Origin of the sequence: Cobetia sp. 1CM21F (assembly GCF_023161745.1) — a bacterium.
Taxonomy (GTDB): domain Bacteria; phylum Pseudomonadota; class Gammaproteobacteria; order Pseudomonadales; family Halomonadaceae; genus Cobetia; species Cobetia amphilecti.
The window spans coordinates 1,066,225-1,079,579 of the sequence record NZ_JALNTQ010000001.1; the positions used below are offsets into that span (position 1 = coordinate 1,066,225).

Here is a 13,355-nt window from a genome sequence, read left to right on the forward strand (position 1 = left end):
GTGCCTTTTGCGGTGCCTGCATCAGTGGAGAGGCTTGTTGAGGCTGTTGTTGAGACTGTTGCTGAGAGGCGTGCTGAGTCATCAGGAAGCCTCCACGACGCCGGCTGCCGCCTTGCTGGCGGTGAAGCTCTCCAGCGGGTTGAGCCAGTAGAGGTCCATCGCCGCGGTCCAGGAGAAGTCGCGGCCGCCACAGCCCTCACCGGTCACCGAGTTGAAGTACTCGTAGTAGCCGGCGGCCTCGATGCACTTCTGGCTGGCCTGCTTGATCTGGTCGGCCTCGCGGGACATGCCATATTCCTCGCAGCCGATGGCCAGCATCCAGTTGATGTGCAGCCAGCTCGGTCCGCGCCAGTAACGCTTCGGCTCGAAGCGGTTGCTGGCCGGATGGGTGGAGGCGACACCGAAGGGCGCCTGTTCCAGCCATTCCTCGAGCAGACCGCCCATGCGCTGCGCCTGGGCGCCGCTGGCGACACCGGCGAACAGCGGCAGAATGCCGGCGGTGGTGACGTGCTCCAGCAGCACGTTGGCACGCGCATCACGGCTCAGGAAGCAGCCCATCTCATCGCTCCACAGCGCCTGCACGCCTTCCTCGGTGCGCGCCAGCGACTGCTTGAGGCTGAAGAGCGCCTCGCCGTGGGTGTTGACCAGACCCAGACCGGCGGCATCCTCTTCGCACAGCGCGATCAGGTCGCGCGTGCCACGGTGCAGGATGGAGATCAGGCTGATGTCCTCGACGCGGTACGGGCAGTCGCGATACAGCACCTCGGCGTCGTGCTCGTTCTGCTGGAAGAATTTCACCAGATAGATGTAGCGATCGTATTCGTACTTGTGTGGGCGCTCGGACGGATCGACCAGACCGGTATCGCGACGCACGTATTCGGCATCGACCGGCGGCACGCCAGCCAGCGGGCCATCCCACTGGGGGCTGTTGTCCATGCCCGATTCCCACGGGTGATAGCTGCATACGCGGCCGGTATGTTCCGGATCACGATCGCGATAGAACCACAGGTGGTAGCGGATGACGCCGGGCAGGGTGGCAGCCAGCTTTTCCTCGGCAAGCCGGCGATCACGGCCTTCCTCGAACAGCAGCTTCATGACACTGGCCAGCACCGGCGGCTGGGAGATGGCGCTGGTCGACGGGCTATGCTTGACGCCCCAGACTTCCGGCCCCGGGAAGTAGGTTTCCGCGTCACCGTGGAAGACGATGTGCGGCACCATGCCGTTGTCCCACTGGCCTTCCAGCAGACGCTCGACCTCACGCCAGGCACGCGCCTCGTCACCGGCGGCCAGCCAGCCCAGCGCGGTGATGGCGGCGTCCCAGTTCCACTGGAAGGGGTAGAGGCCACGCGTGGGCACGGTGTAGCCGCCCAGGTCGTTGAGCTTGAGAACGTCGTGAGCGCTGAGCGCGTCGAGCTTGGCATTCATGTGAGTCGGCTCCGTTCGGGATGAAAGGTTTGGGCTGAAAGGTTGGCTAGAGAGGGGTCGGGGTGCCTTACGCCGACATCAGGTGGCCGCTGTGGTCGTAGAAGCGCACCTTCTCGGCCAGCGGGCGGATGTGGATGTCGCTGCCATTGCCGACATCGAGATCACTCGGCACGTTGACGCGAATCATCTCGTCACCGAAACGCGCGGTCAGCTGCTTGTGCGATCCCAGCAATTCCGAGACCAGTACGCGCACCGGGGCGAAGTTCTCGGTGGGCTCGAAGCGCACCTCGAAGTCCTCGGGGCGGATACCGCACTTGTGCACCTGCTGGCTCGACTGCTCGGAGCGGGTCGGGTGATTCCAGCGCGCATCCGGCGGGATGAAGTTCATCGGCGGGTTGCCGATGAAGCTGCCGACGAATTCGGTCGCCGGGTAGTGGTAGATCTCGGAGGGCGGCGCGTACTGCTCGATCTGACCACCCTTCATCACCGCGATACGGTCCGCCAGGCTCATGGCCTCGACCTGGTCGTGGGTCACGTAGATGGTGGTGGTGTCGGAGGCGGCGAGGATGGTCTTGAGCTCGGCGCGCATCTCCAGACGCAGCAGGGCATCCAGATTCGACAGCGGCTCATCCATCAGCAGCACTTCCGGCTCCATCGCCAGGGCGCGCGCGACCGCGACCCGCTGACGCTGACCGCCGGAAAGCTGACCGGAGTAGTGATCGAGGCGGTCCTCGATATGCATCAGTGCGGCGGTTTCCTTCACCTTGCGCTGGATATGCGCCTCGCTGTCCTTGCGCACGCGCAGGCCGAAGGCGATGTTCTCCGCCACGGTCATGTGCGGGAAGACGGCGTAGTTCTGGAACACCATCGCGATGCGACGATCGCGCGGTGCCAGCGAGGTGATCTCCCGCTCGCCGATGCGGATCGAGCCGCTGCTCTCGTATTCCAGCCCCGCGATGATGCGCAGCAGGGTGGACTTGCCGCAGCCGGACGGGCCGAGCAGCACGGTGAATTCCTTGTCGCGGATCTCGAGATCGATGGACTTGAGGATTTCCTGCTTGCCGAACTGCTTGCGTACGGCGCTGATTTGGATGGCTGACATGGTCTGACTCCTTTGATCGAGAGCGGCGGCGAGGAAGTGAACTCGCTTGCGAGAGACGATGAAGATCGCCGCCGGTCATTGGCCTGATGAGCGGGCGTACGTTAGCGGTTGGAAATGCCCCACATGCTGAACAGGTACTTCCTGATCGCGAACAGGAACAGCAGCGCCGGAACGACCAGAATCAGACCACCGGCATACTTGATCTCGGCAGGTGACTCGGAAAGGCTCTGCACCAGGAAGGCGGTCAGGGTGCGGTTCTCGACGGTGAGAATCGCCGAGGCGAACACCTCGTTCCACGAGATCACGAAGGCGAACACGGCCGAGGCGGTGATGCCCGGCGCGGCCAGCGGCAGCACCACGCGACGGAAGGCCTGCCAGCGGTTGCAGCCCATCAGCCAGGCGGCTTCCTCGAGTTCCACCGGAATGCCCATGAACAGGCTGGAGGTGATCAGCACCGCAAACGGCAGTGCCAGGGTGGCGTGCACCATCGCCAGACCCAGGATGGAGTCATCGATGCCGACCTGGATGAAGATGACGGCCAGCGGCAGCGCCAGCAGCGGCATCGGGAAGGCCCGCGACAGGATGATGATCATGCGGTAGGCATTCATGCCCGGGAACACGAAGCGGGCCAGTGCATAGCCTGCCGGTGCGCCGAGCACGATGGCGATCACCATGGTGAAGACGGCGGCCAGTAGCGAGTTGCCCAGCGCGCTGATCACGCCCTGGTAGTGCCAGAAGAAGTCGAGGGTCTCGAAGCTCAGCGTCGGGGTCAGGGTCTTGGGCCAGCCGGTGATCTGCTCCGGTGTGCTGACGCTGTTGAGCATCAGCAGGGCGATGGGCACCAGCACCCACAGCACCAGGATCGAGACACCAGCCCGGAACAGCCATTTCCAGGCCATGTCATTGCGCCGTGGCTTGTGGGCGGTCTGTGCCTCCTGGCGTGAGGAGTCGGCTGAGGAGTCGCCTGAGCGTGACGAAAGCGATGGCGGCATGACGGCCTCGGAAGAAGAGGATTTCATCAGCGGGCCTCCTTCGGCACATTGAGGAACTTGATGTAGAAGCCGGTGATGACCACCGAGATCAGCATGATCAACACCGCGTAGGCCGCAGCCGCACCCGTCTGCTGGTAGAGGAACTGCCAGTCGAAGGTCTCGCTCATCAGTACCGGCATGTCACTGCCGCCCAGCATCATCACTACCGCGAAGACCTCGAGTGCCAGCAGGGTGCGCAGAATCAGCGCCGACTGGATGCTGGGGCGCAGCATCGGCAGGGTGATCTTCCACAGGCGCTGCCAGTAGCTGGCGCCGAACACCTGACCGGCCTCGTCATATTCCTTGGGGATCAGCCCCATGCCCGATACCAGGATCACCAGCACGATGGCGGTACCGCGCCAGATCTCGGCGACCACCACGGCCAGGAACAGCGCGAAGGCATTCTGATAGTTGAGCCAGGACGCCGGCGCATCGATCACGCTGACCGCGCTCAAAAAGCTGTTGAGGAAGCCGAACTGCTCGAGGATCGCCAGCCAGATGATGCCGGCGGCCAGATCGGAGATGCCCAGCGGGATGGTCCATATGTAGAGGATGCTGTCGCGCCCCTTGTTCATCCTGGTGACCATCAGCGCCATGCCGATGGCCAGCACCAGCTGCAGCGGCACCACGACCCCGGTCAGCAGCAGGGTGTTCTTGAGTGACGGCCAGAAGTTGAAGTCCTGATAGATGCGCGTGAAGTTGGCCAGGCCCACGTTGCCATCACTGCTGGTGAAGGCCTCGGCGAAGATCTGGATGAACGGATAGAGAAAGAAGGCACCCATGAACAGCAGGCTGGGGGCGATCAGGTAATAAGGTAGCCAGCGATCGTGCTTCATCTTTGCTCACCTTTGGCGTTGTTGTGATGGCTTGTCGGAATGGTTTGGTGGCACCGGGTCGGCATGACAGGGGTTGGCGTTCCGTCATGGCGACCCGTCGGGGGGTGCCGTTGCTGCTGCTGTGCTGCGAGTGATGCGTGTGTGGCGAGTGAGGCGTTCTTGAGCGTTGCGTTCTGGCGTCAGCGGCTTACTTGACCGGGCAGGGGCCGTCGCTGGGTGTATCCGGGAGCCAGCAGCCTGCGCCTGATGTGTTGATCAGCGTCTGCAGGCGCGGGGCGAGGATATCCAGCGTCTCCTCGATGTCGGCGTCGCGCAGTACGATCTGCACGAAGGCATCGCGGTAGATCTTGTTGAACAGGCCCGACTGCTGGCCCAGGCCGCTGGGCAGCAGCGAGAGCACGGCGTCATCGGCGGAGGACTGGGCCGCGACCGCCTTGCCGGACATGCGAATGCTGGCGGGCAGGTCATCGGGCAGTTCAGCCTCTACCACCGGGAAGAAGTTGGTGGCCCGCAGGGTGCGAATCTGCGCTTCCGGCGTCATCAGATAGCGGATCAGCTTGCGCGAGGCATCGGGATTCGTGGCATTGGCGGGCACTGCCAGGCCGGCGACCACCGGCATGTAGCCGCGTCCGCTGGGGCCGGCAGGGGCCGGGAAGGCCACGTACTGATCCGGCTGCTTGTTGAAGGCATCCTTCAAGCGCGCGGTGTGATCGAAGGCGACCCACACCTCGCCATTGAGCAGCGGTTCCTGCATGAAGCCGTAGGCGGTGGAGCGCGGATTGGTCACCGCCCAGATCTCGCGGAACTTCTGCCACATGGCCACGGCGTCATCGCTGCGGAACTCACGCACCACCGAGTGGGTGAAGGACGGGTAGAGATAGCCTTCCAGGAAGCGGTGGATCAGCCCCTTGCGACCGGCCGGGAAGCCCAGCTTGGGGCTGCCGGTGGCCTCCTGCATGTTGCGGCCCCAGGCCAGCAGCTCGTCATAGCTCAGCGCGTTCAGGTCAGCGCCTTCGGGCAGGTAGGGCAGCGCCTTGCGGTTGGCGGCCATGATGTAGGTCGCCTGCATCCACGGAATGTAGCGCTGCTGGTTGCCGCCCAGCTTGCCCAGTGTCATGTACTGCTGGCTGATGCCCGCGTCCGCAAGTGAGCCTTGCAGGTCATCCAGCGGCGCCAGAATGCTGGGCGTCAGCGACCCCAGTTCGCCGTGCAGCCCGCCGAGCAGATCCAGCGCGCCATCAGGGCTGGTCTTCTCCGCCTCGAGACGCGACAGGAAGGTGCCCGTCTCCTGCGGCATGTAATTGATGGCCTCGGCGTAGGGTGCCAGCGCGATCTCGCGCATCTGCTGGGCCTCTTCCAGCGGTCTGGCCTGGGTGCTGAAGAAGGTGATGTCAGCGAGGGCGGACGTACTGCCCAGCAGCGCCAGCAAAGCGAGGGCGGTTGGCATCTTGCGCATGGAGGTCTCCCCGGTCGGGTGTTGTTTTTCTGGCGTCACGCTGACCACGTTCTGGCGATGGCATTTTGCGGTCAGGCGTCTGGCGTCGTGAGGTCAGTCGATGGTCCTGTGTGCTCAAGCATGTGTGCTCAGGCAGTGGTATCGCGCAGCAGCAGGTCGTAATCGAAGCAGCGATGGCGTGGCGCGCCATCCTGCGGTGCCAGCACCAGTTCGATCAGCGCCTGACTGACGGTCTCGAACGAGATGTCCAGGGTGCTGAGGCTGGGCTGGCGGTACATCTGCGGCGGCAGGTTATCGGCGCCGATGATGGCGATGTCCTCGCCGGGCGTGTGGCCGCAGGCGCTGACCGCTTCCATCACGCCGTAGGCGAAGATGTCGCTGGCACACACGAAGGCGGTGGGGGCGTTGGCCCCGGACAGCGCTTCATGGGCGACCTGATAGGCGCTGGCATAGCCGTGCGGGCAATGGCGCGAGCTGGGCGCGAGGCCGGCGTCGTGCATCGCCTGCAGATAGCCGGTCTCACGTTCGACGGCGGTGTAGAGGTCGCTGAAGAAGTTGAGGAACAGGATGTTGCGATGGCCCAGGCCAATCAGGTGGCGGGTGGCGCGCATGAAGCCGTCGGCGGCATTGATGTCGACCCAGTCGTGCTCGCTGGCGCGGCCGGTACGACCGTGAGTGACGAAGGGAATGCCGCTGTCGAGCAGGAAGTCGACGCGCGGGTCCTGAATGCGGGTACGGGCCACCACGAAGGAATCGACCTTGCCGCCATCGATGAAGCGCTTGTAGGTGTCCAGCTCGTCGCGGTCCTCGGGCACCGTGGTGACGATGAGGTCATGTTCCGGTGCGGCGTCGTGCAGCGCCTGGCCCAGCGCGACCAGCAGGCGGGTGTTGAACTGATCACGAAAGTCGCCCTGGGCGCCGTTCATGATGTAGCCCACCGAGGAGGTGCGGCCTGTCTTCAGGCGGCGTGCGCTCTGATTGGGCTTGTAGCCCACTTCACTGGCATAGGCCTGCACCCGCTCACGGGTCGTGGCGCTGACATCCTCGAATCCGCCCAGTGCCCGCGAGACCGTCGTGACCGACAGGCCCAGCTGGCTGGCGAGATGCTTGAGTGTGATGTTCGGCGGCATGGCACTTTTCCTTTGCGGTAACTGTGAGCGGAAACCGTTACCCGAAACGTTTCGGAAGCGATCTTTTCACTGTTTTGATTAGCTTGGCAAGAATGACGAGACCAAAGAATATATCCGTAATAATCCCGACATATGGCGCTGAAAATCGCCGCTCTGGCTGGCGATTGAGCCGGCGACGATACCACGCTATTTGCACGTAGCGATCTGGCGCGCGTCAGCGCAGGAGGAGGGCAGCAAGCCATGCGGACAGGCTGGTAGCGGAGCCGCTCTCATGTCGTGAGGCGACGCTCGGATGGGGCTCCTGACGGGCATGACTGCCAGAGCCACAAACGCCGACACCCCGCACAGGGCAGGGAGTCGGCGTCTGGAGAGCGTTATTCGAGTCAGGCTTCAAAGCTAAGTCGTTCAGAGCCTCAGTTGCCCTGTGGCGCGAGTGCCGCGGCCTGCTCCTGCTCCTTCTCCTTGCGCGAAGGGCGGACCAGACGGCCCTGCAGGTCCTCAAGCGAGACACCCTTGGTCTCGGGCATGAAGAACAGCACGAACACCAGTTGCAGCAGCATCATGACAGCGAAGAAGGCAAATACCGGCCCGCCGCTGAAGTGGCTGAGGATGGTCGGCATCAGCAGCGCGATCAGCGCCGCGAAGATCCAGTGCACGGAGCTACCGAAGGACTGGCCCATGGCGCGTACCTTGTTGGGGAAGATCTCGGAGATGAATACCCAAATCACCGTGCCCTGGCTCATGGCATGCGCCGCGATGAATACGCCAAGCAGCACCGGCACGCCATAGCCGCCCATGGCGGAGAAGTCCTCGAGATGGAAGGCCCAGGCGATCAGGCACAGCGACACGAGATAGCCGGCAGAGCCGATCTTGATCAGGGTGCGGCGCCCCAGCTTGTCGATCAGCGCCATGCCCAGCAGGGTGAAGACGAGGTTGATTACCCCGATGCCCGCCGTCGAGAGCAGAGCAGCACTGGCTTCCAGCTGCGCCTCGGCCAGAATGCGCGGCGCGTAATAGATGATGAAGTTGATGCCGGACAGCTGATTGAAGGCCGCGATCAGGAAGGCGAACAGCACCGGCAGACGATAGCGCCAGGCGAACAGACGGGTGTGCTGCTTGGCACTTTCCTCGCTTTCGGTGCCGCGGATGATGGCGATTTCCTCGGCGATGTCGGCCTTGGGGTTGATCAGCGCGATGATCTCGGCGGCGGCCGCCTCATCGTTGCGCTTGAGGATCAACCAGCGCGGGCTGCGCGGCACCTTGCAGATCATCAACAGATAGAGGGCGGCCGGCACGGCTTCCACGCCCAGCATCCAGCGCCAGTTCTCACCATCGATGAAGCCGATGAAGTAGTTGGAGACGAAGGCGATCAGAATCCCGAAGACGATATTGAACTGATAGAGCCCGACCAGCGCACCACGCCGCTTGCGCGGAGCGATTTCCGAGATGTAGATAGGCGCCGCGACGGATGAGGCCCCCACGCCCAGCCCGCCCAGCAGACGGAAGAACGAGAATACATAAGGGTCAGTGGCCAGCGCCGACCCCAGCGCCGAGACCAGATAGAGGATACCGATGCCGATCAGCGTGGCGCGGCGCCCGAAGAGATCGGTCGGCCAGTTGCCGAAGATGGCGCCGATCACGGTGCCCCACAGGGCCATCGACATGATGATGAGGCCGTGGTTGAGATCGCTCAGACCCCACTGGCTCTGCAGTGAGGTATCCGCCCCCGAGATGACGGCGGTATCGAAACCGAACAGGAAGCCGGCGAGGGCAACCGTGATCGACCATTGAAGTATTCGTGACATGGTGTAGCTCGTCCAATGAGGGCTAGGGTAAGTGACAGCAACTTGTGAAACTTAATCGTTCAAGATTGTATGGATGAATCGTGTCACCGCGCAATGTCAGCATAGCGTGTGCGATTCTTTCTATCAGCTATACCTTATGGTGAAAGGCATTTCGTTGAGGGATGTTGCTCATTGCCTATTCGGAAATTCAATAGCTAGAACAATAGGTTATTGAAAACGCCTTATTGTTATTCTTTATAGTTTTAACGTTATTCTATTTTGCGTTATTGCCGCTGCAGGCGTAGGCTTGAGGCATCAATCCTTGAGCGAAGCAGGAGGTCGAAAGATGGCAACCTCAACACAGCGCCCCCTGGTCGAGAGCTTCTTCGACGAAGACAGCAACACCTTCACGCACCTGGTGCGCGACCCGCAGTCCCGCCAGTGCGCGATCATCGATCCCGTGCTCGACTTCGATTATCCCGCAGGTCACACCAGCACCCGCTCTGCGGATGCCTTGCTTGCGCATATCGAAGCCGAGTCCCTCGAGGTGGCGTGGATTCTCGAGACCCACGTGCACGCCGACCATCTGTCGGCGGCCGCCTACCTGAAAGGCAAGCTGGATTGCCAGCTGGCGATCGGGGCGCGCATACGCGAAGTGCAGGACATCTTTGCCGATATCTTCGCCGCCGAGGCGGGTTTCGCGCGTGATGGCCGCCAGTTCGACCGCCTGCTGGAAGAGGGCGACAGCCTGGCGATCGGCGGGCTTGAATGCCGCGTGCTGCATACGCCGGGCCATACGCCGGCCTGCTTAAGCTACGTGATCGGTGACGCCGTCTTCGTTGGCGATACGCTGTTCATGCCCGATTACGGCACCGCGCGCTGTGACTTCCCCGGCGGTGATGCGCGTACGCTGTATCGCTCGATTCACAAGGTGCTTTCGCTTCCGGACAGCACACGCATCTTCCTGTGCCATGATTATTCGGCCGAAGGGCGTGAAGGCTTCTGCTGCCAGACGTCGGTGGGTGAGCAGCGTGAGCACAATATCCATGTGCATGACGGCATCGATGAGCAGGCCTTCGTCGACATGCGCACCAAGCGTGATGCCGGGCTTGGCATGCCGCGTCTGATGCTGCCGGCGGTGCAGGTGAACATGCGTGCCGGCCAGCTGCCGCCGGCGGAAGACAACGGTCGCGCCTATCTCAAGATTCCGCTCAACCTGCCGTTTGATCAGCTGTGATGGCTGCCATGCCGGCAGGGAGTGTGTCCAGGCGCTTTGCCTATGTAGCTTGCTTACGTAATTTTGTGACTCAAATGGACGATTTTCCGCGATGGGAGCCTTATCGATGAGCCAGAGCACGCCACAGACCCCGCCAGTTTCGGATTCTGCAACGACGCCTTGTGACAACCAGGGGGCTGATTCGGCCACCGAAGCGACCCGCGCCGCCAATCACCGCCTGGCACCCAACGCCCACAAGGTGGTGATCATCGGTGGCGGGGCCGGCGGTATCGCGGTGGCGGCCAGTCTGCTCAAGCGCCAGCCGGGCATGGACATCGCCATCGTCGAGCCCGCCGAGCAGCACAGCTATCAGCCGGGCTGGACGATGGTCGGTGGCGGTATCTTCACGCCGGAATTCACGCGCAAGCCGATGCACTCGGTGATGCCCAAGGGCGTGCACTGGTATCGCGATACGGCCACCGGCATCGATGCCGAGGCACACGAAGTCACGCTCGGCAATGGCCATCGCCTGCGCTACGAGCGCCTGGTGATCGCCATCGGGCTGGAGCTGGACTGGGGCGCCATCGACGGGCTGGAGGAGACGCTGGGAATGAATGGCGTCACCTCCAACTACCGCTATGACCTCGCGCCCTATACCTGGCAGCTGGTGCAGACCCTCAAGGGCGGCAAGGCGCTGTTCACCCAGCCGCCGATGCCCATCAAGTGTGCCGGTGCGCCGCAGAAGGCGATGTATCTGGCCTGCGATCACTGGCAGCGCGAGAACGTGCTGTCGCAGCTCGAGGTCAGCTTCCACAACGCCGGCGGCGTGATGTTCGGCGTGCCGGCCTACGTGCCAGCGCTGGAAGAGGCGGTCGCGGGCTATGGCATCGATGTCAGGTTCCATCAGCGGCTGGTCGCGGTGGATGGCGAGACACAGACGGCACGCTTCGAGGTGCCGGCCGCCGAGGAGGGCGGCGAGCCACAGATCGTCGAGCAGTCCTTCGACATGCTGCATGTGGTGCCGCCGCAGAAGGCACCGGCGTTGATCGCCCAATCCGGGCTGGCCAACGCCGCTGGCTGGCTGGATCTCGAACCCGAGACCCTGCAGCACTTGAGCCATCCCGACATCTTCGGGCTGGGCGATGTCAGCGGTACCTCGAATGCCAAGACGGCCGCGGCGGTGCGCAAGCAGTCCCCCGTGGTGGTCGAGAACCTGCTGGCCACGCTGACCGGTGGTGCGCTCACCGCAGGCTATCGGGGCTATGGCTCCTGCCCGCTGACGGTGGAGAACGGCCGCATCGTGCTGGCGGAATTCGGTTACGGCGGCGAATTGCAGCCGACCTTCCCCAAGTGGGTCAATGGCGGCACGCGTCCGACTCGCCTGGCCTGGCAGCTCAAGGCACGGGGGCTGCCGTTCATCTACTGGAACCTGCTGCTCAAGGGCCACGAATGGCTGGCGCGTCCGGCGTCACGCGATGTCTGAGCCGGTTCGAGAGGCAAGGGGGACGTCGCTTGCCCGCTGGCTGCCGCTGGCGGGTTGGCTTGCCCACTATGACCGCCACAGTCTCGGGCGTGATCTGCTGGCGGCGGTGATCGTCAGCGTCATGCTGGTGCCTCAGGCGCTGGCCTATGCACTGCTGGCGGGGCTGCCGGCGCAGGTCGGCCTCTACGCCAGCATGCTGCCGCTGGTGCTGTATGCGCTGTTCGGCACCAGCAGCACCCTGGCGGTGGGGCCGGTGGCGATCATCTCGCTGATGACGGCCTCGGCGATCGCGGGCATGAGCGGCGCCGATGGTGCGGCGCTTTCCACGCCCGAGATGCTGGCCGCCGCACTGCTGCTGGCCTTTCTCTCCGGCGCGATGCTGATCGCCATGGGGCTGTTGCGCCTGGGAGTGCTGGTGAATTTCATCAGCCACCCGGTGATCTCGGGCTTCATGACTGCCTCGGGCATCCTGATCATCGCCAGTCAGCTCGGGCCGATCACTGGCCTGAGGCTCAGCGGCGGCAATCTGATCGCGATGGGCGAGTCGCTGTCGGCAGGCGCGCAAGAGCTGCACTGGCCGACACTCGCCATCGGGCTGGGCTGCCTGGCGTGGCTGATCCTGGCACGCCGTCATCTCAAGCACGGCCTGATGGCCTTGCGGATGAGCGAGAGCGCGGCGGGCATGCTATGCAAGACCACGCCGATCATCGCCGTCATCGTCTCCAGCCTGCTGGCCTGGGGGCTGAGTGATCCTCTCGTTCAGGGCGAACAGCTTGAGCAGGGCAAGAGCAGCATGGCGCTGGTCGGTGCCGTGCCCGGCGGGCTGCCCGATCTCAGCCTGCCGAGTCTTGTCAGCCATGACTGGTCGGGTCTGCTGATCTCGGCACTCTTGATCAGCGTGGTCGGCTTCGTCGAATCGCTGGCGCTGGCCCAGACCCTCGCCGCGCGGCGCCGTCAGCGCATCGATCCCGACAAGGAGCTGATCGCGCTGGGCGTCTCCAACATGGGCGCAGGCGTCTGCGGTGGCATGCCGATCTCGGGCGGGCTGTCGCGCTCGGTGGTCAACTTCGATGCCGGCGCCGCCACGCCCTTGGCGGGGGCCTTCACCGCCATTGGCATTCTGCTCGCCAGCCTGTGGCTGACCGACTGGCTGGCGTGGCTGCCGCGCGCGACGCTGGCGGCGATCATCATCGTCGCCACCACCAGCCTGATCGACATCGCGGCGATCAAGCGCACCTTCCGCTACTCGAAGGGTGACGGTGCGGCGCTGATGATCACGCTGATCATCACCCTCGCGCATGGGGTGGAGAGCGGCATCATCGTCGGTATCGCCGTGTCGCTGGGGCTCTATCTCAAGCGCACCAGCCAGCCGCACAGTGCGCTGGTCGGGCGCGTGCCGGGCAGCGAGCACTTTCGCAATGTCGAGCGTCATGAGGTGGAGACCGACCCCGAACTGGCGATTCTGCGCATCGACGAGAGCCTGTATTTCGCCAATGCGCGCTATCTGGAAGACACGGTGCTGGCGCTGATGGCCGAACGTCCCTCGCTCAAGCATCTGGTGCTGGCCTGTCAGGCGGTCAACCTGATCGACGCCTCGGCGCTGGAAAGCCTGGAAGTCATCAATGAGCGCCTGAGCGCCGCTGGCGTGAAGTTGCATCTGAGTGAAGTGAAGGGCCCGGTGATGGACCGCCTCAAGTGCTCGGGGTTGCCGGCCAATCTCGGTGGCGACATCTATCTCAGCACCTTCGATGCCTGGCAGGCGCTGAGCATTCACGGCAGCCACTGCGGCCAGTCCTGCGCTCGGGACGGCATCAGCCAGACGGCGGCGGTCGGCTGATAGGAGCAGGCGCTGGTTTCAAGAAAGAGCCGTAAACGAAAACGCCCCGCCTCGG

General features: G+C 63.7%; 10 protein-coding genes. 3 read left to right on the forward strand and 7 right to left on the reverse strand.

The window, feature by feature from the left end; all coding sequences use genetic code 11:
* Window positions 1–81 precede the first annotated feature (81 nt).
* The 7 genes from MSG32_RS04300 to MSG32_RS04330 form a co-directional block, all read right to left on the reverse strand.
* Window positions 82–1,425: a trehalase family glycosidase gene (locus MSG32_RS04300; protein ID WP_248377996.1), complete on the reverse strand. Its 1,344-nt coding sequence runs from the start codon at window positions 1,423–1,425 to the stop codon at window positions 82–84.
* A 67-nt stretch (window positions 1,426–1,492) separates the two neighbouring features.
* Window positions 1,493–2,527 (reverse strand): ABC transporter ATP-binding protein, encoded by a 1,035-nt coding sequence (locus MSG32_RS04305; RefSeq protein ID WP_054556979.1) that lies wholly within the window; start codon window positions 2,525–2,527, stop codon window positions 1,493–1,495.
* A gap of 101 nt (window positions 2,528–2,628) precedes the next feature.
* Window positions 2,629–3,546, reverse strand: coding sequence for a carbohydrate ABC transporter permease (locus MSG32_RS04310; protein WP_248377998.1), 918 nt, complete (start codon window positions 3,544–3,546; stop codon window positions 2,629–2,631).
* On the reverse strand, window positions 3,546–4,394 hold the full coding sequence (locus MSG32_RS04315) for a sugar ABC transporter permease (protein ID WP_192838913.1): 849 nt from the start codon (window positions 4,392–4,394) through the stop codon (window positions 3,546–3,548). Before MSG32_RS04315 ends, MSG32_RS04310 begins: the two co-directional genes overlap by 1 nt.
* A gap of 187 nt (window positions 4,395–4,581) precedes the next feature.
* On the reverse strand, window positions 4,582–5,850 hold the full coding sequence (locus MSG32_RS04320) for an ABC transporter substrate-binding protein (RefSeq protein ID WP_248378000.1): 1,269 nt from the start codon (window positions 5,848–5,850) through the stop codon (window positions 4,582–4,584).
* A gap of 128 nt (window positions 5,851–5,978) precedes the next feature.
* Window positions 5,979–6,980: a substrate-binding domain-containing protein gene (locus tag MSG32_RS04325; RefSeq protein WP_054556976.1), complete on the reverse strand. Its 1,002-nt coding sequence runs from the start codon at window positions 6,978–6,980 to the stop codon at window positions 5,979–5,981.
* Between the two features lie 413 nt (window positions 6,981–7,393).
* Entirely contained in the window at window positions 7,394–8,785 is a 1,392-nt protein-coding gene (locus MSG32_RS04330) for a sugar porter family MFS transporter (protein WP_248378002.1), read from the reverse strand.
* 325 nt (window positions 8,786–9,110) lie between these two features.
* Between MSG32_RS04330 and MSG32_RS04335 the strand changes: the two genes are divergently transcribed.
* The 3 genes from MSG32_RS04335 (at window position 9,111) to MSG32_RS04345 (ending at window position 13,300) form a co-directional block, all read left to right on the forward strand.
* Window positions 9,111–10,001 carry an MBL fold metallo-hydrolase gene (locus tag MSG32_RS04335; RefSeq protein WP_248378004.1) on the forward strand — a complete coding sequence of 297 codons (891 nt, stop codon included), beginning with the start codon at window positions 9,111–9,113 and terminating at the stop codon, window positions 9,999–10,001.
* Window positions 10,002–10,107: 106 nt separating this feature from the next.
* Window positions 10,108–11,463 carry an FAD/NAD(P)-binding oxidoreductase gene (locus MSG32_RS04340; protein ID WP_248378006.1) on the forward strand — a complete coding sequence of 452 codons (1,356 nt, stop codon included), beginning with the start codon at window positions 10,108–10,110 and terminating at the stop codon, window positions 11,461–11,463.
* The gene (locus tag MSG32_RS04345) at window positions 11,456–13,300 is read left to right on the forward strand and encodes a SulP family inorganic anion transporter (RefSeq protein ID WP_248378008.1); all 1,845 of its coding nucleotides are present in this window, start codon (window positions 11,456–11,458) and stop codon (window positions 13,298–13,300) included. The genes MSG32_RS04340 and MSG32_RS04345 overlap by 8 nt, the downstream gene beginning before the upstream one ends.
* Window positions 13,301–13,355: the final 55 nt, after the last annotated feature.

Bases quoted from the DNA above. Each gene is read 5' to 3' on its own strand.
- MSG32_RS04300 (WP_248377996.1), bottom strand. From the start codon at position 1,425: ATGAATGCCAAGCTCGACGCGCTCAGCGCTCACGACGTTCTCAAGCTC.
- MSG32_RS04305 (WP_054556979.1), bottom strand. From the start codon at position 2,527: ATGTCAGCCATCCAAATCAGCGCCGTACGCAAGCAGTTCGGCAAGCAG.
- MSG32_RS04310 (WP_248377998.1), bottom strand. From the start codon at position 3,546: ATGAAATCCTCTTCTTCCGAGGCCGTCATGCCGCCATCGCTTTCGTCA.
- MSG32_RS04315 (WP_192838913.1), bottom strand. From the start codon at position 4,394: ATGAAGCACGATCGCTGGCTACCTTATTACCTGATCGCCCCCAGCCTG.
- MSG32_RS04320 (WP_248378000.1), bottom strand. From the start codon at position 5,850: ATGCGCAAGATGCCAACCGCCCTCGCTTTGCTGGCGCTGCTGGGCAGT.
- MSG32_RS04325 (WP_054556976.1), bottom strand. From the start codon at position 6,980: ATGCCGCCGAACATCACACTCAAGCATCTCGCCAGCCAGCTGGGCCTG.
- MSG32_RS04330 (WP_248378002.1), bottom strand. From the start codon at position 8,785: ATGTCACGAATACTTCAATGGTCGATCACGGTTGCCCTCGCCGGCTTC.
- MSG32_RS04335 (WP_248378004.1), top strand. From the start codon at position 9,111: ATGGCAACCTCAACACAGCGCCCCCTGGTCGAGAGCTTCTTCGACGAA.
- MSG32_RS04340 (WP_248378006.1), top strand. From the start codon at position 10,108: ATGAGCCAGAGCACGCCACAGACCCCGCCAGTTTCGGATTCTGCAACG.
- MSG32_RS04345 (WP_248378008.1), top strand. From the start codon at position 11,456: ATGTCTGAGCCGGTTCGAGAGGCAAGGGGGACGTCGCTTGCCCGCTGG.